The sequence below is a fragment of the Allobrachymonas denitrificans DSM 15123 genome (assembly GCF_900110225.1).
GTDB lineage: Bacteria > Pseudomonadota > Gammaproteobacteria > Burkholderiales > Burkholderiaceae_C > Brachymonas > Brachymonas denitrificans.
Map to the genome: position 1 here is coordinate 712,686 of NZ_FOCW01000001.1, position 19,055 is coordinate 731,740.

A 19,055-nucleotide genomic window follows, 5' to 3' on the forward strand; every position below is an offset into this window, starting at 1 on the left:
GACCTTCTTAATGGCGAATCTTCATGTTCGCAGAGGATGCTGGAAAAATGAACCTGCACCGGCATCTGCGCACCAAGCTTCTGCAAACCCCCCTGTGCAAATCAGGCGCCCACGAATCCGCTTCGCCTCGCAGCGCAAGAAAAAACCCGCCAGGCTTGCGCACAGGCGGGTGGTGCAGACCGGCTGCCATGCAGCCGGTACGGCAGGGTCGATCAGCCCTTGTAGTTGGCCGGAACGTCGCGACGGACGGAGCCGGTGTACAGCTGGCGCGGACGGCCGATCTTGTACTCGGGGTCGCCGATCATCTCGTCGAGCTGGGCAATCCAGCCAACGGTACGGGCCAGGGCGAAGATGCCGGTGAACAGGTTCACCGGCACGCCGATGGCGCGCTGCACGATGCCGGAGTAGAAGTCCACGTTCGGGTACAGCTTGCGCTGGACGAAGTAGTCGTCTTCCAGGGCGATCTTTTCCAGGGCCTTGGCCAGGGCGAACAGCGGATCGTTTTCCAGACCCAGTTCAGCCAGCACCTGGTCGCAGGTTTCCTGCATCAGCTTGGCACGCGGGTCGTAGTTCTTGTAGACGCGGTGACCGAAGCCCATCAGCTTGACGCCGGAGTTCTTGTCCTTCACCTTTTCCATGAACTCGCCAACCTTGGCCACGCCACCCATCTTCTGGATGTCTTCCAGCATGTTCAGGCAGGCTTCGTTGGCGCCGCCGTGGGCAGGACCCCACAGGCAGGCCACGCCGGCTGCGATGGCAGCGAACGGGTTGGTGCCGGAGGAACCGCACAGACGCACGGTGGAGGTGGAAGCGTTCTGCTCGTGGTCAGCGTGCAGGATAAAGATGCGGTCCAGGGCCTTCTCGATCACCGGGTTGACCTTGTACTCCTCGCAGGGCGTACCGAACATCATGCGCAGGAAGTTGCCGGCATAGCTCAGGTTGTTCTGCGGGTACATGTAGGGCTCGCCCTTGCCATACTTGTATGCCATGGCGACCAGGGTCGGCATCTTGGCAATCAGCTGGATGGCGGCGCGGGCACGGTGTTCGGGGTTATGAACGTCGGTGCTCTCGTGGTAGAAGGCGGACATGGCGCCAACCAGACCGGTCAGAACGGCCATGGGGTGGGCGTCGCGACGGAAACCGCGCAGGAAGAACTGCATCTGCTCGTTCACCATGGTGTGACTCAGCACACGGTGGTGGAAGTCCTTGGACTGGTCTGCGCTGGGCAGTTCGCCCTTCAGCAGCAGGTAGCAGGTGTCCAGATAGTCGCAGTTCTGGGCCAGTTGCTCGATGGGGTAGCCGCGGTACAGCAGTTCGCCCTTGTCGCCGTCGATGTAGGTGATGGCGGATTGGCAGGAGGCCGTGGAGAGGAAACCGGGATCGTACGTGAACATGCCGGTCTGTGCGTACAGCTTGCGGATGTCGATCACGTCAGGACCGATGTTGCCCTGGTACACCGGCAGCTCGACGTTCGGGCTGCCGTTGCTGAAGGAGAGGGTCGCTTTGTTGTCAGACAGTTTCATCAAGGAACTCCTGCGTTCTTGGTTCAGTGAATTAAAAGCAGCCAAAGCTGCTCAATGAGGGGCCGGATTACGCATCCGTTCCAGCAAGGCAACGACTTCGGGAGTGTCGAGCGGCGCCGCAGGTTGCTTGCGGCGCAGCAACAGATCCAGCAGATCGTTGTCGGACAGGTCCATTAGGGCATACATCGCTTGCGCTTCACTGACAGTCATGGCGCTGCCATGGTTGTCGAGGAAGCGCGTGATGAACAGGTCGTTTTCCAGCAAGCCGCGGCGGCAGCGCCACCGCATCTTGCTGAATTCTTCCGCTGTCAGGCGGTCGTCTGCCGTCATGTGCGTGTTTCTTCCAGATCAGATCGTGCGACGCGCGATCATTTCCTTGATCTTGCCGATCGCCTTCGCCGGGTTCAGGCCCTTCGGGCAAACGTCGACGCAGTTCATGATGGTGTGGCAGCGGAACAGGCGGTACGGATCTTCCAGGTTGTCCAGACGCTCGGCCGTGGCCTGGTCGCGGCTGTCAGCCAGGAAGCGGTACGCCTGCAGCAGGCCGGCAGGACCGACGTACTTGTCGGGGTTCCACCAGAAGCTGGGGCAGCTGGTCGAGCAGCTGGCGCACAGAATGCACTCGTACAGGCCGTTGAGCTCTTCGCGCTCTTCGGGGCTCTGCAGGCGCTCTTTCTCGGGAGCCGGCGTGTTGTTGATCAGGTACGGCTTGATGGAGTCGTACTGCTTGAAGAACATGGTCATGTCGACGATCAGGTCGCGCACCACCGGCAGGCCCGGCAGCGGCTTCAGGACGATCGGGTCCTTCAGCGTGCGCAGGTTGGTCAGGCAGGCGAGACCGTTCTTGCCGTTGATGTTCATGGCGTCGGAACCGCACACGCCTTCGCGGCAGGAGCGGCGGAACGCGATCGTGGGATCGAGTTTCTTCAGCTTGACCAGGGCGTCCAGCAGCATGCGCTCATGGCCGTCGAGTTCGATCTCGATGGTCTGCATGTAGGGCTTGGCGTCCTTGTCCGGATCGTAGCGGTAGATTTTGAAGGTACGTTTTTGCATGGAAAACTCCGGATCAGAAGGTACGGACCTTCGGTGGCACGGATTCAACCGTCAGGGGTTTCAGGTTCACGGGCTTGTAGCTCAGGCTGTTGCTGGCGCTGTGCCACAGGGTGTGCTTGAGCCAGTTGGCATCGTCACGACCCAGTGGAGCGGTGGGGTGGTCAGCCGGATGCTCGTAGTCGTACACGGTGTGGGCGCCACGGCATTCCTTGCGGGCAGCGGCGGACACCATGGTGGCCTGGGCCACTTCCATCAGGTTGGCCACTTCCAGCGCCTCGACGCGGGCGGTGTTGAACACCTTGGACTTGTCCTGCAGGATGATGTTGCCTACGCGATCGCGGATGGCAGCAATCTTCTGCACGCCTTCGTCCATGCTGGCCTGGGTGCGGAACACGCCGGCGTGTTGCTGCATGGTGGCACGGATGTCGTTGGCGATGTCCTGCGAGTATTCGCCGGAAGTGTTCTCTTCCAGCTTGGCCAGGCGGGACAGGGTGAAGTCGGCAGCATTCGCCGGCAGCGGCTTGTGCTCCTTGTTCTTGTCGTTGAACTGCACGATGTGGTTGCCGGCAGCGCGGCCGAACACCAGCAGGTCGAGCAGGGAGTTGGTGCCCAGGCGGTTGGCGCCGTGCACCGACACGCAGGCGCATTCGCCCACGGCGTACAGGCCGTTGACGATGCGGTTTTCACCGTTGATGTGCTCGACGACCTGACCATGGATGTTGGTCGGGATGCCGCCCATCTGGTAGTGGATGGTGGGCACCACCGGGATCGGCTCCTTGGTGATGTCGACGTTGGCGAAGTTGTGGCCGATTTCTTCCACGGACGGCAGGCGCTTGCGGATGGTTTCGGCGCCCAGGTGGTCCAGCTTCATCAGGATGTAGTCCTTGTTGGGACCGCAGCCGCGACCTTCCTTGATCTCCTGGTCCATCGAGCGGGACACGAAGTCGCGCGGAGCCAGATCCTTCAGCGTGGGCGCATAGCGCTCCATGAAGCGCTCGCCTTCGCTGTTCAGCAGGATGGCGCCTTCGCCGCGGCAGCCTTCGGTCAGCAGCACGCCGGCACCGGCCACGCCGGTGGGGTGGAACTGCCAGAATTCCATGTCCTGCAGCGGGATGCCGGCACGTGCCGCCATGCCCAGGCCGTCACCGGTGTTGATGAAGGCGTTGGTGGAAGCAGCGAAGATGCGGCCGGCACCACCGGTGGCCAGCAGCGTGGTCTTGGCTTCGAGCATGTAGACCTCGCCGGTCTCCATCTCGAGGGCAGTCACGCCCACCACGTCGCCGTCGGCGTCGCGGACCAGGTCCAGCGCCATCCACTCGACGAAGAAGTTGGTGCGGGAAGCCACGTTCTGCTGGTACAGCGTGTGCAGCATGGCGTGGCCGGTACGGTCAGCGGCTGCGCAGGCGCGCTGCACGGGCTTCTCGCCGTGGTTGGCGGTGTGGCCGCCGAACGGACGCTGGTAGATCGTGCCATCGGGGTTGCGGTCGAACGGCATGCCGAAGTGCTCGAGCTCGTACACGACCTTCGGGGCCTCGCGGCACATGAATTCGATGGCGTCCTGGTCACCCAGCCAGTCGGAACCCTTGATGGTGTCGTAGAAGTGCCATTCCCAGTTGTCTTCGCTCATGTTGCCGAGGGAAGCGGACACGCCACCCTGGGCGGCCACGGTGTGGGAACGGGTCGGGAAAACCTTGGTCAGCACGGCCACGTTGAGGCCGGCGCGTGCCAGCTGCAGCGAGGCACGCATGCCGGAGCCGCCGGCACCGACGATGACGACATCAAACTTGCGGCGGGGCAGGGATTGGGGAATCGCAGTCATTTTTTACACTCTCCACAGAACTTGGATCGCCCAGCCAGTGCAACCCAGCAGCCATACGATCGTAAACACATGCAGCGCCAGGCGGATGCCGGTCGGCTTGACGTAGTCCATCCAGATGTCACGCACGCCGATCCAGGCGTGCCAGGCCAGGGCCACGACGGTGACCAGGGTCAGGAATTTCATCCACTGGGGGGCAAAGATGCCGGCCCAGGTGTCGTAGCTGATGGGGCCCGACGTGAACAGCACGGAGAGCAGCAGCACCAGCGTGAACAGCACGATCAGGGCAGCGGTGACACGCTGTGCGATCCAGTCACGCCCGCCGTAGTGGGCACCGGTAGTGAGGCGTTTGTAGCCGTAGTTGACAGACATGGGAGTTTCCTTTTGCTTGAAATCAGTACAGGCCGAACAGCTTGGCGCCCAGGACCAGGGTCAGCGCGATGCTCAGGACCAGCACGGCCTGGGCAGAAGTGCGGCCACCCTGCTTGCTGATGAGTTCGTGGTTCATGTCCATCAGCAGGAAGCGGATGCCCATGAACATGTGGTGCAGGAAGGCCCAGATCAGGCCGAGGCTGATCAGCTTGTAGAACCAGCCGGGCATGCCCAGACCGCCGTTGAACAGGGCGGTGAATTTCTCGAACGAGACTTGCGAGGAGATCGAGTTGTCGAACAGCCAGATCACGAAGGGCAGCAGCAGGAACATCAGGGCGCCGCTGATGCGGTGCAGGATGGACGCGATACCCGCGACCGGGAGGCGGTAGCTCGTGATATCCCCGATGGAGATATTACGGAACTCGGGCCGCTTGGAAGGTTTGCTAGTAGTTGTCATGGGAGGCCTTTTGAAAGTCAACAATCCAGGAAGGCGCAGTTGTGACGCCCCGCAAAAAGCGTTACAAGAGCAATCGCCGATTTTAGGACATGGTACGGGCTTGCGGGCACCGTTTGGGTCCAATTATGAAAAAACGCGGGGTTTGGCCGGCTTGCGCGTAAGCTTGCATTCAGTTAGTGATGTAGAAGACATACGTTACAACGGCGCTCAACTGAGCGTGTTCTTGTAATAGTGGGTATCGGTCCGGTAGAGTCCCTTGCGGACTTCGACCGGTGCGTCATTGTAGGTATAGCTCACGCGGTCCACCTGCAGCAGGGGGGTGTGGGGCGTGACCTCGAGCAGTTCTGCCTGGGCGGCATCGGGCAGCACGGCACGCACCTGTTCCTCGGCGCGAATGGTGCGCACGCCGAATTCCTTTTCGAAAAGGGCATACGTGGGGCCCTGGTGCGTGGTCAGCATGTCGGCATTCAGGCCCTTGAACAGTTGCGCGGGCAGCCAGATGTCCTCGAGGATGGTGGGAGTGCCGCCGAGCGTGAGCAGGCGGCGCACCTGCATCACGGCATCGCCGCTCTGCAGGCCCAGGGTGCGTGCGAGTTCGGCATTGGCACGGGCACGCTTGCATTCCAGGATGGTGCGCTGCGCCGGTCCTTCGGTGGAAACCGTGCCGCTGTCGGGATGCAGGCGCAGGAAGCGGTATTCGACGTGGCGCTCGTTGTGGCTGGCCACGAAGGTGCCCTTGCCCTGGCGGCGCACCACCAGGTTCTCGGCGGCCAGTTCGTCGATGGCCTTGCGCACGGTGCCCTGGCTCACGTTGTAGCGCTTGGCCAGTTCCATTTCGCTGGGGATGGCTTCGAGCGGCTTCCATTCGCCGGCTTCCAGACTGTGCAGGATGGCCTGCTTGATCTGCTGGTAGAGCGGGCTGAAGGAGGGCGTGGGCTGCGGCAGTGGTGCGGAAACCGCAGCGCCGGAGTCCGCCACGATGGCGTCGGAGGGCTCTGGGGAGAAGTCTGGCATGGCGGCTACGGCAGGGTGGTCAGGGAGGGGTTTGCCCGGAGTTGTGGCAACGAGCACGAATGATAAATCATATCTTATATAAGATATAAGACAAATTGACCGAATGTCACAATCGGCGTTACACTATGCGCACTCTGCGGCAGGGCTGTCACGCACGCTCCGGGCGCAGGGCCAAACTTCCCGATTTCCGGCGGTGACCGGCAGGCGGCCGGTGCAGCTGTTTCGACTTTTCTAACTGGAGACCATTCCATGAGCAAGACCCCCGTTCGCGTGGCCGTTACCGGCGCTGCTGGCCAGATTGGCTATGCCCTGTTGTTCCGTATTGCTTCCGGCGAAATGCTGGGCAAGGACCAGCCGGTCATCCTGCAGCTGCTGGAAATCCCCGACGAGAAGGCACAGAACGCGCTCAAGGGCGTGATGATGGAACTGCAGGATTGCGCTTTCCCGCTGCTGGCCGGCATGGAAGCCCACTCCGACCCGATGACCGCCTTCAAGGATGCCCAGTACGTGCTGCTGGTTGGTGCCCGTCCGCGCGGCCCCGGCATGGAGCGTGCCGACCTGCTGGCTGCCAACGCCCAGATCTTCACCGCCCAGGGCAAGGCCCTGAACGCCGTGGCTGACCGCAACGTGAAAGTGCTGGTGGTGGGCAACCCCGCCAACACCAACGCCTACATCGCCATGAAGAGCGCTCCCGATCTGCCGGCCAAGAACTTCACCGCCATGCTGCGCCTGGACCACAACCGTGCTGCCAGCCAGATCGCCGAGAAGACCGGCAAGCCCGTGTCTGCCATCGAGAAGCTGGCCGTGTGGGGCAACCACTCTCCCACCATGTACGCCGACTACCGATTCGCCACCATCGATGGTCAGTCCGTGAAGGACATGATCAACGACGAAGAGTGGAACCGCAACACCTTCCTGCCCACCGTGGGCAAGCGCGGCGCCGCCATCATCGAGGCCCGTGGCCTGAGCTCCGCAGCTTCCGCTGCCAACGCTGCCATCGACCACATGCGTGACTGGGCCCTGGGCACCAACGGCAAGTGGGTCACCATGGGCATCCCGTCCAAGGGCTGGTACGGCATCCCCGAAGGCGTGATGTTCGGTTTTCCGGTGACCTGCGAAAACGGCGAGTACACCGTGGTCGAAGGCCTGCCGATCGACGAATTCAGCCAGCAGTGCATCAACAAGACCCTGGACGAGCTGAAGGGCGAAGAAGACGGCGTCAAGCACCTGCTGTAAGCACAGGAGCTGCCTGTCGGCTTGCCGGCAGGTTCGCCAACAGTTTGTCCTGGCACCGTGCCAGGACTTCCAGCCAAGCATTGTGGATACCGTTCGCAGTTCTTGGCTGGAAGTGTGTCCGGACTGGCTGCAAGCCGGTTGCCGGATGCCGATGCCGGTTAGCGCCTCCCTGCGGGGCGCTGCCCGGACGTGATGTGTGCAACCCCAACCCGATTGCTGCAAGCCCGCCATGACTGACACCACGACGGCCCATCCCCGCGAAGTTCTGCTGGATGCACAGGGCGCCACCGGCCTGCTGCCGGTGTGCGACCATTACTGCGGCGTCGAGGTGCGCATGCGCAAGAGCCTGCAGCTGCAGGCCGAGATGACCGAGGAATTCGGCGCCTGCATGTTCGACATCACACTCGACTGCGAGGACGGGGCCCCTGTAGGCGGCGAGGCCGAGCATGCCGATCTGGTACTGGCCGTGGCGCGCGATGCTGTGCCCGAAGCGCGTGTGGCCGTGCGGGTGCATCCTGTCGATCATCCCGCGTTTGCTGCCGATGTCGAGAAGCTGGTGGGCCAGGCGGCGGATCGCTGGTGCCACGTGATGATTCCCAAGGTGGATTCGGTGGCCGATGTCGAGCTGGCCGTGCGCCATGTCGACGCAGCCGGGGGCAGTACGCTGCCACTACAGGTGCTGGTCGAGTCGCCGCTGGCCGTGCACAACGCCTTCGAGATTGCTGCCCATCCGCGCGTGCAGTCGATCAGCTTCGGCCTGATGGACTTTGTTTCCGCCCATGGAGGTGCGATTCCCGGCGAGGCCATGGGCCTGCAGGGTCAGTTCACCCATCCGCTGGTGGTGCAGGCCAAACTGCAGATTGCATCGGCCTGCCACGCCTATGGCAAGACGCCGTCGCACTGTGTGGTGACCGAATTCAGTGACGCCGAAGCCATCGGTCATGCTGCCCATCGGGCCGCGGCCGAACTGGGCTACACCCGCATGTGGAGCATCCACCCGAGCCAGATCCGTCCGATTCTGGCTGCATTTGCTCCGACCGATGCGGAAATCGATACGGCCGTGGCCATTACCGAGGCTGCCATTGCTGCCCAGTGGGCACCCGTCAGCCACAAGGGCAAGCTGCATGATCGCGCAAGCTACCGCTACTACTGGCAGGTGTTGGAACGCGCACACGCGACTGGCAAATTGTTACCACAAGGCATGCTGAAATACTTTGCGTGACAGGGACTGATTTGATAATCGGTTGTCCCGTGTTCCATGACTGAAAGGTATCCATGAAAAAGACCCTGATTGCGCTGAGTGCCATGATGATCGCCGCTTCCGGCGCAATGGCTGCTACCACGCCTGCCAAAGCTCCGGCCAAGAAGGCAGCGGCAGCGAAGAAGGCCGCGCCGAAGAAAGCAGTGAAGAAACCGGCTGCCAAGAAGGCGGCTCCGGCCAAGAAGGCTCCGAGCAAGCTGCGCGAGCGTCTGGCCGTGAACCCGATCACCGGTGCGAGCGCGCCTGTGGCCAATATTCCAGGTCCGGGCACTCCGTTCCCGGCCCCTGCAGCCGGCACCGTGTTTACCGGCACGATGCGCTGCGAACTGGGTAGCGCGGTGACGGTCACCCAGGATGCCGCCCGCCCCACCATGTACCAAGTCAGCAACGGTAAAGGTCTGACCTATACCATGCACCAGGTGCCCACCACCACCGGCGTGGTGCGTCTGGAAGACCGCGCCAACGGCGCCACCTGGCTGCAGTTGGGCAACAAATCCATGCTGATGGATCAGAAGCGTGGCGAACGTGTGGCCGATGGCTGCCAGAACCCGCAACAAGTGGCGCGCGACCGCGAGCTGCAACAAAGACCCGTCGACCTGCTGCGCTGATGCGGGCAGGTTGATGCCGGCTGCACTGCCTGCAAGGGGGTGCAGCCTCCCATACCAACCTCAGGAGAACCACCATGTTGAAAGCCTACCGTGACCATGTGGCCGAGCGCGCCGCACTCGGCATTCCCCCGCTGGCACTGGACGCCAAGCAGACGTCCGAGCTGATCGAGCTGATCAAGAACCCGCCGGCAGGCGAGGAAGCTTTCCTGGTGGATCTCCTGACCCACCGTGTGCCGCCGGGCGTGGATGATGCCGCCAAGGTCAAGGCCAGCTTCCTGGCTGCCGTGGCGCATGGCGACATCCAGGTCGGCCTGGTCAGCAAGGCCAAGGCGACCGAGCTGCTGGGCACCATGGTGGGTGGCTACAACGTCCATCCGCTGATTGAGCTGCTGGATGACGCCGAAGTGGCCGATATCGCCGCCGAGGGTCTGAAGAAGACCCTGCTGATGTTCGATTTCTTCAACGATGTGGCGGTCAAGGCCAAGGCCGGCAATGCCAAGGCCCAGGAAGTGCTGCAAAGCTGGGCTGATGCCGAATGGTTCACCAGCCGTCCCGAAGTGGCCCAGAAGATCACCGTGACCGTGTTCAAGGTGCCCGGCGAGACCAACACCGACGACCTGTCGCCCGCTCCCGATGCCTGGAGCCGTCCCGACATTCCGCTGCACTATCTGGCGATGCTAAAGAACACCCGTCCTGACGCGGCCTTCAAGCCCGAGGAAGACGGCAAGCGCGGCCCGATGCAGTTCATCGAGGACCTGAAGCAGAAAGGCAACATCGTGGCCTACGTGGGTGACGTGGTGGGTACCGGTTCCAGCCGCAAGTCCGCAACCAACTCCGTGATCTGGGCTACCGGTGAAGACATTCCCTTCGTGCCGAACAAGCGCTTCGGTGGCGTGACGCTGGGCGGCAAGATTGCCCCGATCTTCTTCAACACCCAGGAAGACTCCGGCTCCCTGCCGATCGAGGTCGATGTGACCCAGATGGAAATGGGCGACGTGCTGGATGTCTATCCCTATGACGGCAAGATCGAGAAGAACGGCCAGAAGATTGCCGACTTCGCCCTGAAGAGCGATGTGCTGCTGGACGAAGTGCGTGCCGGTGGCCGTATCAACCTGATCATCGGCCGCAGCCTGACGGCCAAGGCGCGTGAAGAGCTGGGTCTGCCGGCCTCTACCGTGTTCCGTCTGCCCAAGTCCCCGGTCGATTCCGGCAAGGGCTTCACGCTGGCCCAGAAGATGGTCGGTCGTGCCTGCGGCCTGCCGGAAGGCCAGGGCATCCGTCCGGGCACCTACTGCGAACCCAAGATGACCACCGTCGGCAGCCAGGACACCACCGGCCCGATGACGCGCGACGAGCTGAAGGATCTGGCCTGCCTGGGCTTCAGTGCCGACATGGTGATGCAGTCCTTCTGCCACACCGCTGCCTATCCGAAGCCCGTCGATGCCAAGATGCACCGCGAGCTGCCCGCCTTCATCAGCAACCGCGGCGGCGTGGCCCTGCGTCCGGGCGATGGCGTGATCCACAGCTGGCTGAACCGTCTGCTGCTGCCCGATACCGTGGGTACCGGCGGCGACAGCCACACCCGCTTTCCGATCGGTATCAGCTTCCCGGCTGGCTCTGGTCTGGTGGCATTCGGTGCTGCCACCGGCGTGATGCCGCTGGACATGCCCGAATCCGTGCTGGTGCGCTTCAAGGGCGAGATGCAGCCTGGCGTGACCCTGCGTGACCTGGTGCATGCGATCCCGCTGTACGCCATCAAGGCCGGTCTGCTGACGGTCGAGAAGGCTGGCAAGAAGAACATCTTCTCCGGCCGCGTGCTGGAAATCGAGGGTCTGCCGGACCTGAAGGTGGAGCAGGCGTTCGAACTGTCCGATGCCTCCGCCGAGCGTTCCGCTGCCGGCTGCACGATCAAGCTGAACAAGGAACCCGTCATCGAGTACCTGAACTCCAACGTCGTGCTGATGAAGAACATGATCGCCGACGGTTACGAAGACGCGAAGACGCTGGCCCGCCGCATCGAGAAGGTCGAGCAGTGGCTGGCCAACCCGCAGCTGCTGGAGGCCGACGCCGATGCCGAGTACGCCGCCGTGATCGAGATCGATCTGGCCGACATCAAGGAACCCATCGTCTGCTGCCCGAACGACCCGGATGATGCCAAGTTCATGTCCGAAGTGTCTGGCACCCAGATCGACGAAGCCTTCATCGGCTCCTGCATGACCAACATCGGCCACTTCCGCGCCGCAGCCAAGCTGCTGGGCGGCAAGCGCGATATCCCGGTCAAGCTGTGGGTGGCACCGCCGACCAAGATGGACCAGGACGAGCTGATGAAGGAAGGCCACTACGCCGCCTTCGGCACGGCTGGTGCGCGCACCGAAATGCCGGGCTGCTCGCTGTGCATGGGTAACCAGGCACAGGTGCGTGAAGGCGCTACGGTGATGTCCACCTCCACCCGCAACTTCCCGAACCGTCTGGGCAAGAACACCAATGTGTACCTGGGCAGTGCGGAGCTGGCTGCCATCTGCTCCAAGCTGGGTCGCATCCCGACGGTGGAAGAGTACCGTGCCGAAATGGGCATCATCGATGCCGACAAGGCCAGCGTGTACCGCTACATGAACTTCGACCAGATCGAGGAGTATGCAGAAGTGGCCAAGGGCGTGAACGTCTGAATGCTGCTGCGCTGACGGTCTGGGTACCCGGTGACGGGTACCCGGAAACGAGAAAACGGCCCCTGCGGGCCGTTTTTTCATGGGTTCGTGGGTCTTTCTCGCCGGTTTACAGCGGCGGCTCCTCGTGCCGGTCCTTGACCACCAGGTACACGCCCAGCGCTGCGACGATGGCCCAGCCGACAAAGGCCAGCATGCCGAAACGCTCGGCCAGCGGATTCATGTAGAACAGCATCAACAGTGCCACTGCCAGCAGGGCGTTGCCGATCCAGAAGGCGGTCTTGGAGGGGTTGGGAGAGGGTTTCATATGCTTGTCCATGATACGCGCAGGGGAGCAGGAAAAAGCCTGCACCTCCGGTCAGGAGGGTGCAGGCTTGCCGTGGCAACTTGCGGGATCAGTCTTTTTTGGCGTAGCTGACGTAGCTGTCGTACGCGTGGTAGTTGGAAGCCGAGCGCTCGATGCCGTTGAGCACCGCACCGGAGACGGTAATCTGGTTGTTGCGCAGGCGGTCCAGGCTGGCTTCCACGTCCTTCACCGAGGTTTGCTCAAAACGGGTCACCATCAGGGTGGTGCCGGCATGCTGACCAATGATGTTGGCATCGGCGACGGCAAGGACCGGCGGCGAGTCGACAATCACGAAGTCGTAGGTGCGGGAAGCCTGTTCCAGCAGTTCGGCCAGACGCGGGCTGGACAGCAGTTCGGCCGGATTGTCCTTCTGGGGTGTTCCGCGTGACATGAAGTCGAGCCCGGACACCAAGGTGGACTGGATCGGGGCAGGCAGACCGGGAGTTGCCAGGAATTCCGCCAGGCCCTGACCCAGGGTGAGGTTGAGCAGCTCGTGGACATAGCCCGTGCGCAGGTCGGCATCGATCAGCAGGACCTTCTTGTTGGACTGCGCCATCACGGTGGCCAGGTTGGCGCTGACAAAGGTCTTGCCCACGGCAGGGGTGGCACCCGTGATCATCAGCACGTTGTTGCGCGCTTCCATCAGGTTGAAGTACAACGCGGTACGCAGGGAGCGCAGCGCTTCCACGGCCACGTCATCCGGCTGGTTGGAGGCCAGCAGGAAGTTGGAGCGCACGTTTTTGTCACGACGCTTGAGGTGTTTCAAAACCGTGTCGCGCTTGCGTTGTACGGTGGACAGCGGCACCGACGACAGCACCGGAACGCCGATTTCCTCCAGCTGGCCGGCTTCCTCGATACCACGACGGAACAGCGAGCGCAGGATGAAAAACAGCGAAGCCAGCAGACCTGCCCCCAGCGTGCTGGCCAGCACGATCAGTTTTTTCTGCGGCTTGATCGGCTCTTCCAGGGTCAAGGCACGATCGATCACGCGGATATTGCCCAGCTTGCTGGCCTGGTTGATACCCAGCTCCTGCTGCTTGGTCAGCAGCTGCTGGTAGATCGCCTGCTGGATCTGCACGTCGCGGCTCAGACGAATCACTTCCTGCTGGGTCTTGGGCAGGTTGCCGATCTTGCCCAGCAGTTGCTTGCGGGCGTTTTCCAGCACCTGTTTTTTCTCGGCAATGGCCTTGTAGACCGGGTGGTCCGGCGTGTAGAGCTGGGAAACTTCGCTTTCCTTGATTTTCAGATCGGTGAGTTGCATCTCGATCTGGTTCAGGCTTTGCACCACACCCTGGGATTCGATGGCGATATCCACGGTGGCGTTGCGGTTGCGGAAGGCGTTGAGCGCGTCTTCCGCCGCTTCCAGCTTTTGGCGGATTTCCGGCAGTTGTTGCTCGATGAACGCGAGGCTGGAGCCTGCCACCTGGGCGTCGTATTCCTTGTTCTGATTCACGTAGAAGTCGATCACGGTGTTGAGCGTCTTCTCGGCAGCCTTGGCGTCCGTATCATTCAGGCTCATGCCCATGATGTTGGTTTTCTTGCCGTTCTCCTGCACGCCCAGGTCTCGTGACAGGCGCGTGATGGCCGACTGGCGGGACACCGGCGTGACCTCGAAGCTGTCGCCAGGAAGGCCGTTGAACCTGCTGACATGGACGGTGATGCCTTCTGCCGAGGTAAAGACGCTGCCTGCCGTTGCGTCATGCTGCTTGTCGTCCGGCGTGGTGATCTGGAACTTGTTGCCGCCCTGGAAGGTAAAGGTGAAGGTTTCACCCAGCAGACTGGCCGGAACCACCATGTTGCTGATCACCAACTCCGGTTCCACCGTGCGCTTGTCGGCCATGAAGCGGGTGTAGAAGGGCGGGCGCACGTATTCGGGCTTGGCAGTCAGGGCCAACTGGTCCACGGTTGCGCCCAGCACCATGCGGGAACGGATGATCTGGATTTCGGTGGCGGCATCGCCGGAGTCGTTGCCCGTCAGGGCGCTCAGTTCACCCAGGATCTGGTTCTTGTCCTTGGATTCGATTTGCAGCAGGGCGTTGGCCTGGTAGACCGGGGTGGACGACAGGGCGTACAAGGCTCCCAGCACCAGTCCGGCCAACAGGCTCAGGGCAATCCAGGTCTTGTTGATCAGCAGGACATTGAACAGCCGGCCCAGATCGATTTCATCGTCATTGGTCTGGACAGGACGGGAAGAAGCTGCTGCGCGTGTGTTGTTGTTTTGCATGAAGTTACCAGTTCATCTTGCTTTTCCACTGGTCGGAAAAGGCGGAAATCAGTTGGTGAGCGGTGGTGAAGTGGCTGGCCTCCTTGCGATAGGGGTCAGCCACCTCCTGCTGGTTGCTCCAGCGACCCAGCAGCATGACCTTGCCGCGTGCGCTGGGGCTGATCTGACAGACACTCTCGATATGGCGCTCTTCCATCACCAGGATCAGGTCGTGGGCCTGGCACATGGCATCGGTCAGCTGGCGGGCACGGTGGGCAGACAGGTCCAGCCCGTCCTTGCGGGCTTCTTCCTGTGCCTGCGGGTCGGCCGGGTGATCGACCAGGGCCTGGATGCCGGCCGAGGCGATCTGTACTGACGCCGGTGCCAGTTGACGCAACTTGGCTTCTGCAGCGGGAGAACGGCAGATATTGCCGACGCAGACCACCAGGATCTTGTTGAACATGTGGCTTAGTCTCCCAGGTTGAATGCGTTCGCCAGCAGGCCGAACGTGGTCAACGACGGGATCACCTGGCTCACGACACGGTTCCAGCGACCCACCGGTGCCAGCGTCACGAACACAATGTCTTCCGGCTGCAGCTGGAAGCGGGTGCCCATGGCAAAGGCCGAGGCATCCTTCAGGTTGAGCTGGTAGATGTCGGCGATCTTGTGGGTGCTGGCCGGATCGCGCGGGCGAATCACGAACACGCCACGCGCATCGGCCAGGGTCTGGCTGATGCCCTTGGCTTCGCCGAGGGCCGATGTCAGGGACAAGCCGCTGGGCGGAATCGCCAGCGTGCTTTGCTGGGTCACCTCACCCATCACGTGCACACGGCGCTTTTCATTGGTGGGAATGAAGAGGACGTCGTTGGGGCCGAGCAGCACGTTCTGGCTCATGTCGCCATGCTGCATGATGTCGTACAGCGAGATCGTGCGCGTCTGGCCGTTGCGTGTCAGCATGGCACGCGTGGCATCGGCATTGTCGGCCAGGCCACCGGCCAGGTTGACGGCGTTCAGCACTGTCATCGGCACGTTGGTGATGGCGAGCTGGGACGGGCGCTCGACGGCACCGGTCACCTGCACCTTCTTGTGCTGGTAGGAGGCGATGGTAACGTCCACTTGCGGGTAGCGCAGGTAGCGGCCGAGCCGACCCGTCAGCATGGCGCGGATCTGCGAGGCCGACTGGCCTGCCACGCGGACACGGCCGGCATAGGGGTAGAAGATGTAGCCTTGGGCATCCACCACGGTGCCGCTGGAGGTATTCTGCTGCTGGCCATCCAGACCACCCATCAGCGAGGTGGCGTTGGTCATGGGGGATTGGCCTACGGCACGGTTGATTTCCGGATGGCCCCAGACCACGATATTCAGCACATCACCCGGGCCGACGCGGTATTCATAGGATTGCAGGCTGGAGGCCAGACCCGGATTGGCGCGCGGCATCACTTCCGGCTGGTGGAGCGTTCCCAACAGGGCGGGCGTGATCGGGAAAATTTCGACATGCTGGTTGATGTCGAAGGTGGCAGCATCGTGGGGCTGCGTGATCTGCTTGCCGGAAGTCTTGAGCTGCACGCCGGGAACGGCACAGCCTGTCAGGGTGACAGCCAAGGCTAGCAGGGCGGTGGGGATCAAACGTGGGGTCATGGTAAACATTGGGCTGTGGCTAGAGACCTTGCGGACAAGTACGAATTGTATCCAGTGCTTACTGGGTCAGGCGCGCCAGCAGCGCTCCCTGGTAACGTGCCTCCAGCGGCAGCCAGACCTTGAGCGGGCTGCCGTTGGCAATCTGGATGTCCAGGCCGTCGGCGTTCTGCATGGATTGCAGCGTGATGATCTGGTTGCCGGAGGGGTGGATGAGTTCGAGCCGGTCGCCGACGGCGAAGCGGTTCTTGACCTCGACCTGCAGCCAGCCGTGGCGCGCTTCGGTCTTGCTGACTTCGCCGACGAACTGGCTGCGCTGGGTTTGCGAGCTGCCGGTTTCGTAGTTCTGGTAGTGGTTGGCCGGGCGGCGCTCCAGAAAGCCTGCCGTGTAGCCACGGTTGCTCAGGCCTTCCAGCTCGGTGATCAGTTCCGGATTGAACGGCCGACCCGCGACGGCATCGTCGATCGCGCGGCGATAGATCTGGGCGGTGCGGCTGACGTAGTAGAGCGACTTGGTGCGGCCTTCGATCTTGAGCGAGTCGATGCCGATCTGCGTCAGGCGCTCGACATATTCGACGGCACGCAGGTCCTTGCTGTTCATGATGTAGGTGCCGTGCTCGTCTTCCATGATCGGCATCAGTTCACCGGGGCGACCGATCTCTTCGATCAGGTAGACCTTGTCGGCCAGCGGATGGCGCTTGCCATCGCCGGTGGCCGCCTGTTCGCGGCTGGTGGCGGCAAAGGCCTTTTCGGCCTGCTCGCGTTCGGATTCGAAGCTGAAATCCTGGTCCATCTTCGTGCCGATGGCATCGCCGGTATTGGCATCGATGTCGGCGTCGTGCGTGGCGTAGTTCCAGCGGCAGGCGTTGGTGCAGGTGCCTTGGTTGGGATCGCGCCGGTTGAAGTAGCCGCTCAGCAGGCAGCGGCCGCTGTAGGCAATGCACAGGGCGCCGTGCACGAATACCTCGAGCTCCATGTCCGGACATTCCTGGCGGATGCGCTCGATCTCGTCCAGGCTGAGTTCGCGCGACAGGATGATGCGCGCCACGCCCATGCGCTGCCAGAACTTGACGGCGGCGTAGTTGACGGTATTGGCCTGTACCGACAGGTGGATCGGCATCTCCGGCCATTTCTCGCGCACCATCATGATCAGTCCGGGGTCGGCCATGATCAGGGCATCGGGCTGCAAGGCAATCACCGGCTCGATGTCGCGCATGTAGGTGCGTACCTTGTCGTTGTGCGGCAGCAGGTTGCTGGTGACGAACAGTTTCTTGCCACGCGCGTGGGCTTCGGCAATGCCTTGTTGCAGCTGTTCCAGGCGGAATTCGTTGTTGCGCGCACGCAGGCTGTAGCGCGGCTGACCGGCATAGACGGCATCGGCGCCGTAATCGTAGGCGGCGCGCATCTTGTCGAGGCTGCCGGCAGGCAGCAGCAGCTCGGGGGCTTTGAGGGTGGTGGTCATGGCTGGGACGACTTGCAGGGCCGTCGGAAAATGCGTGGAACCTGCTATTTTCCGGCTTTTGGCGGCAAAGGAACAGGGTGCCGGCCAGAATCCGGCATTGCGTCAGGTCAACAAGCGCTTGCATGCGCACTGCCTTGATGCGGCTTGGCGGCAATTTGGCGAGACAATCGCAGGATGGATACACCGATTCTGATTGCCGGGGGCGGCATCGGCGGCTTGGCTGCAGCCTTGGCCTTGGCACGCAATGGCGCCCATGTGACTGTGGTGGAGCAGGCCGATGCCTGGGCGGAAGTGGGGGCAGGGATTCAGCTCGGTCCCAACGTGGTGCGGGTGCTCAAGAGCTGGGGGCTGGGTGACGGCCTGCAGCGCATTGCGTCGTTTCCGCAGTTGCTGCGTGTGCGTGATGCGGCCAATGGCAATACGCTGGGCACGCTGCACTTCGATGCCCGTTTTGCGCTGCGCTACGGAGCGCCTTACGCGACCGTCCACCGCGCCGACCTGCACCAGTTGTTGCTGCAGCAGGTGCAGCAGCAATATGCCGTGCAGCCGCTGCTGCAGCGCCAGGTGCAGGGCTGGAAACGTCTGGAGCAGGGCGGGCTGTCCGTGGATCTGGCGGCCGGCCCCATGGCAGGGCCGACAACTTCCGAGTCCGTGCGGGCACAGGTGCTGATCGGCGCCGATGGGCTGTGGAGTCAGGTGCGCAGGCAGATGCTGCCGGGCGAAGCAGCTCCGCGTTACAGCGGCATTCTGGCGTATCGCGCTCTGGTGCGGCAGGACAGTCTGCCGCCTGCGCTGCGCAGCCGCCAGGTGACGGCCTGGCTGGGCGATCGCATGCACATGGTGCAGTACCCCGTGCGCGGTGGCAGCCACATGAACGTGGTGGCGCTGGTGCAGGGGTCGCGTCCGGACGACCTGCAGAACTGGGACCATGCGGCCAATGCCGGCCATTTGCGTGCCGCGCTGGCCGGTACTGCCGCGCCGGTGATCGGCATGGCGGAAGCCATCGAACACTGGCGGCTGTGGCCGCTGTGCGACCGTCCGCCAGTGCGCTCGGCTGCCGAGATGGCGCAGGGCAGGGTGGCGCTGCTGGGGGATGCGGCGCATCCGATGCGGCCCTTCATGGCCCAGGGGGCCGGCATGGCGCTGGAAGATGCAGCCGTGCTGGCCCAGTGCATGCAGGCGGATGGCATCGGGGAAAAAGCCCTTTACCGCTACGCGGAGCGCCGCTGGCAGCGCTGCGCGCGTGTGCAGCTGCGCAGCATCCGCAATGGCAACATCTTCCACAGCACCGGCATGATGCGCTGGGGCCGTGATCTGGGCATGCGTGTGCTGGGGGAGCGGCTGCTGGATGTGCCGTGGCTGTATGGGCAATCGGTGGTGTAGGAGGGCTGTCGGGCGCTCGTCCT

General features: G+C 62.7%; 17 protein-coding genes. 5 read left to right on the forward strand and 12 right to left on the reverse strand.

Annotated features, from left to right (window positions below):
• Positions 1-212 precede the first annotated feature (212 nt).
• The 7 genes from BMW28_RS03240 to BMW28_RS03270 all read right to left on the reverse strand — a co-directional run bounded on the left by BMW28_RS03240 (position 213) and on the right by BMW28_RS03270 (position 6,235).
• Positions 213-1,523, reverse strand: coding sequence for a citrate synthase (locus tag BMW28_RS03240; RefSeq protein ID WP_091813772.1), 1,311 nt, complete (start codon positions 1,521-1,523; stop codon positions 213-215).
• A 51-nt stretch (positions 1,524-1,574) separates the two neighbouring features.
• A complete protein-coding gene (locus BMW28_RS03245; protein WP_091813774.1) occupies positions 1,575-1,853 on the reverse strand; it encodes an FAD assembly factor SdhE in 279 nt (92 codons plus the stop codon).
• Positions 1,854-1,871: 18 nt separating this feature from the next.
• Positions 1,872-2,576: a succinate dehydrogenase iron-sulfur subunit gene (locus tag BMW28_RS03250; protein WP_091813777.1), complete on the reverse strand. Its 705-nt coding sequence runs from the start codon at positions 2,574-2,576 to the stop codon at positions 1,872-1,874.
• 13 nt (positions 2,577-2,589) lie between these two features.
• Positions 2,590-4,395 carry a succinate dehydrogenase flavoprotein subunit gene (sdhA, locus tag BMW28_RS03255; RefSeq protein ID WP_091813779.1) on the reverse strand — a complete coding sequence of 602 codons (1,806 nt, stop codon included), beginning with the start codon at positions 4,393-4,395 and terminating at the stop codon, positions 2,590-2,592.
• A 3-nt stretch (positions 4,396-4,398) separates the two neighbouring features.
• Positions 4,399-4,764, reverse strand: a complete 366-nt coding sequence (gene sdhD / locus BMW28_RS03260; RefSeq protein WP_091813781.1) for a succinate dehydrogenase, hydrophobic membrane anchor protein — start codon at positions 4,762-4,764, stop codon at positions 4,399-4,401.
• Positions 4,765-4,786: 22 nt separating this feature from the next.
• Positions 4,787-5,221, reverse strand: a complete 435-nt coding sequence (gene sdhC / locus BMW28_RS03265; protein ID WP_091813783.1) for a succinate dehydrogenase, cytochrome b556 subunit — start codon at positions 5,219-5,221, stop codon at positions 4,787-4,789.
• A gap of 207 nt (positions 5,222-5,428) precedes the next feature.
• On the reverse strand, positions 5,429-6,235 hold the full coding sequence (locus tag BMW28_RS03270; protein ID WP_091813785.1) for a GntR family transcriptional regulator: 807 nt from the start codon (positions 6,233-6,235) through the stop codon (positions 5,429-5,431).
• A gap of 249 nt (positions 6,236-6,484) precedes the next feature.
• On the opposite strand from BMW28_RS03270, the gene BMW28_RS03275 reads away from it, so the two are divergent.
• The 4 genes from BMW28_RS03275 (at position 6,485) to acnB (ending at position 12,006) form a co-directional block, all read left to right on the forward strand.
• Complete coding sequence (locus BMW28_RS03275; protein ID WP_091813787.1) at positions 6,485-7,471, forward strand: malate dehydrogenase; 987 nt, start codon at positions 6,485-6,487, stop codon at positions 7,469-7,471.
• Between the two features lie 229 nt (positions 7,472-7,700).
• Entirely contained in the window at positions 7,701-8,693 is a 993-nt protein-coding gene (locus BMW28_RS03280) for an HpcH/HpaI aldolase/citrate lyase family protein (RefSeq protein WP_091813789.1), read from the forward strand.
• Positions 8,694-8,746: 53 nt separating this feature from the next.
• Positions 8,747-9,340 carry a hypothetical protein gene (locus BMW28_RS03285; RefSeq protein WP_091813791.1) on the forward strand — a complete coding sequence of 198 codons (594 nt, stop codon included), beginning with the start codon at positions 8,747-8,749 and terminating at the stop codon, positions 9,338-9,340.
• 74 nt (positions 9,341-9,414) lie between these two features.
• Positions 9,415-12,006, forward strand: a complete 2,592-nt coding sequence (gene acnB / locus BMW28_RS03290) for a bifunctional aconitate hydratase 2/2-methylisocitrate dehydratase (RefSeq protein ID WP_091813794.1) — start codon at positions 9,415-9,417, stop codon at positions 12,004-12,006.
• 106 nt (positions 12,007-12,112) lie between these two features.
• On the opposite strand, the gene BMW28_RS03295 is transcribed toward acnB, so the two are convergent.
• The 5 genes from BMW28_RS03295 to trhP all read right to left on the reverse strand — a co-directional run bounded on the left by BMW28_RS03295 (position 12,113) and on the right by trhP (position 17,649).
• A complete protein-coding gene (locus BMW28_RS03295; RefSeq protein ID WP_091815430.1) occupies positions 12,113-12,310 on the reverse strand; it encodes a hypothetical protein in 198 nt (65 codons plus the stop codon).
• Positions 12,311-12,398: 88 nt separating this feature from the next.
• Positions 12,399-14,573 carry a polysaccharide biosynthesis tyrosine autokinase gene (locus BMW28_RS03300; protein ID WP_091813797.1) on the reverse strand — a complete coding sequence of 725 codons (2,175 nt, stop codon included), beginning with the start codon at positions 14,571-14,573 and terminating at the stop codon, positions 12,399-12,401.
• Positions 14,574-14,577: 4 nt separating this feature from the next.
• Positions 14,578-15,015 (reverse strand): low molecular weight protein-tyrosine-phosphatase, encoded by a 438-nt coding sequence (locus tag BMW28_RS03305; protein ID WP_091813800.1) that lies wholly within the window; start codon positions 15,013-15,015, stop codon positions 14,578-14,580.
• 5 nt (positions 15,016-15,020) lie between these two features.
• Positions 15,021-16,190, reverse strand: a complete 1,170-nt coding sequence (locus BMW28_RS03310; RefSeq protein WP_200785710.1) for a polysaccharide export protein — start codon at positions 16,188-16,190, stop codon at positions 15,021-15,023.
• Between the two features lie 58 nt (positions 16,191-16,248).
• Positions 16,249-17,649, reverse strand: coding sequence for a prephenate-dependent tRNA uridine(34) hydroxylase TrhP (gene trhP, locus BMW28_RS03315; RefSeq protein WP_091813805.1), 1,401 nt, complete (start codon positions 17,647-17,649; stop codon positions 16,249-16,251).
• Positions 17,650-17,823: 174 nt separating this feature from the next.
• On the opposite strand from trhP, the gene BMW28_RS03320 reads away from it, so the two are divergent.
• On the forward strand, positions 17,824-19,032 hold the full coding sequence (locus BMW28_RS03320; RefSeq protein ID WP_091813807.1) for an FAD-dependent monooxygenase: 1,209 nt from the start codon (positions 17,824-17,826) through the stop codon (positions 19,030-19,032).
• Positions 19,033-19,055: the final 23 nt, after the last annotated feature.

Bases quoted from the DNA above. Each gene is read 5' to 3' on its own strand.
- BMW28_RS03245 (WP_091813774.1), bottom strand. From the start codon at position 1,853: ATGACGGCAGACGACCGCCTGACAGCGGAAGAATTCAGCAAGATGCGG.
- sdhD (WP_091813781.1), bottom strand. From the start codon at position 4,764: ATGTCTGTCAACTACGGCTACAAACGCCTCACTACCGGTGCCCACTAC.
- BMW28_RS03270 (WP_091813785.1), bottom strand. From the start codon at position 6,235: ATGCCAGACTTCTCCCCAGAGCCCTCCGACGCCATCGTGGCGGACTCC.
- sdhC (WP_091813783.1), bottom strand. From the start codon at position 5,221: ATGACAACTACTAGCAAACCTTCCAAGCGGCCCGAGTTCCGTAATATC.
- BMW28_RS03280 (WP_091813789.1), top strand. From the start codon at position 7,701: ATGACTGACACCACGACGGCCCATCCCCGCGAAGTTCTGCTGGATGCA.
- BMW28_RS03320 (WP_091813807.1), top strand. From the start codon at position 17,824: ATGGATACACCGATTCTGATTGCCGGGGGCGGCATCGGCGGCTTGGCT.
- sdhA (WP_091813779.1), bottom strand. From the start codon at position 4,395: ATGACTGCGATTCCCCAATCCCTGCCCCGCCGCAAGTTTGATGTCGTC.
- BMW28_RS03250 (WP_091813777.1), bottom strand. From the start codon at position 2,576: ATGCAAAAACGTACCTTCAAAATCTACCGCTACGATCCGGACAAGGAC.
- BMW28_RS03285 (WP_091813791.1), top strand. From the start codon at position 8,747: ATGAAAAAGACCCTGATTGCGCTGAGTGCCATGATGATCGCCGCTTCC.
- BMW28_RS03295 (WP_091815430.1), bottom strand. From the start codon at position 12,310: ATGAAACCCTCTCCCAACCCCTCCAAGACCGCCTTCTGGATCGGCAAC.
- BMW28_RS03310 (WP_200785710.1), bottom strand. From the start codon at position 16,190: ATGACCCCACGTTTGATCCCCACCGCCCTGCTAGCCTTGGCTGTCACC.
- BMW28_RS03240 (WP_091813772.1), bottom strand. From the start codon at position 1,523: ATGAAACTGTCTGACAACAAAGCGACCCTCTCCTTCAGCAACGGCAGC.
- BMW28_RS03300 (WP_091813797.1), bottom strand. From the start codon at position 14,573: ATGCAAAACAACAACACACGCGCAGCAGCTTCTTCCCGTCCTGTCCAG.
- trhP (WP_091813805.1), bottom strand. From the start codon at position 17,649: ATGACCACCACCCTCAAAGCCCCCGAGCTGCTGCTGCCTGCCGGCAGC.
- BMW28_RS03305 (WP_091813800.1), bottom strand. From the start codon at position 15,015: ATGTTCAACAAGATCCTGGTGGTCTGCGTCGGCAATATCTGCCGTTCT.
- acnB (WP_091813794.1), top strand. From the start codon at position 9,415: ATGTTGAAAGCCTACCGTGACCATGTGGCCGAGCGCGCCGCACTCGGC.
- BMW28_RS03275 (WP_091813787.1), top strand. From the start codon at position 6,485: ATGAGCAAGACCCCCGTTCGCGTGGCCGTTACCGGCGCTGCTGGCCAG.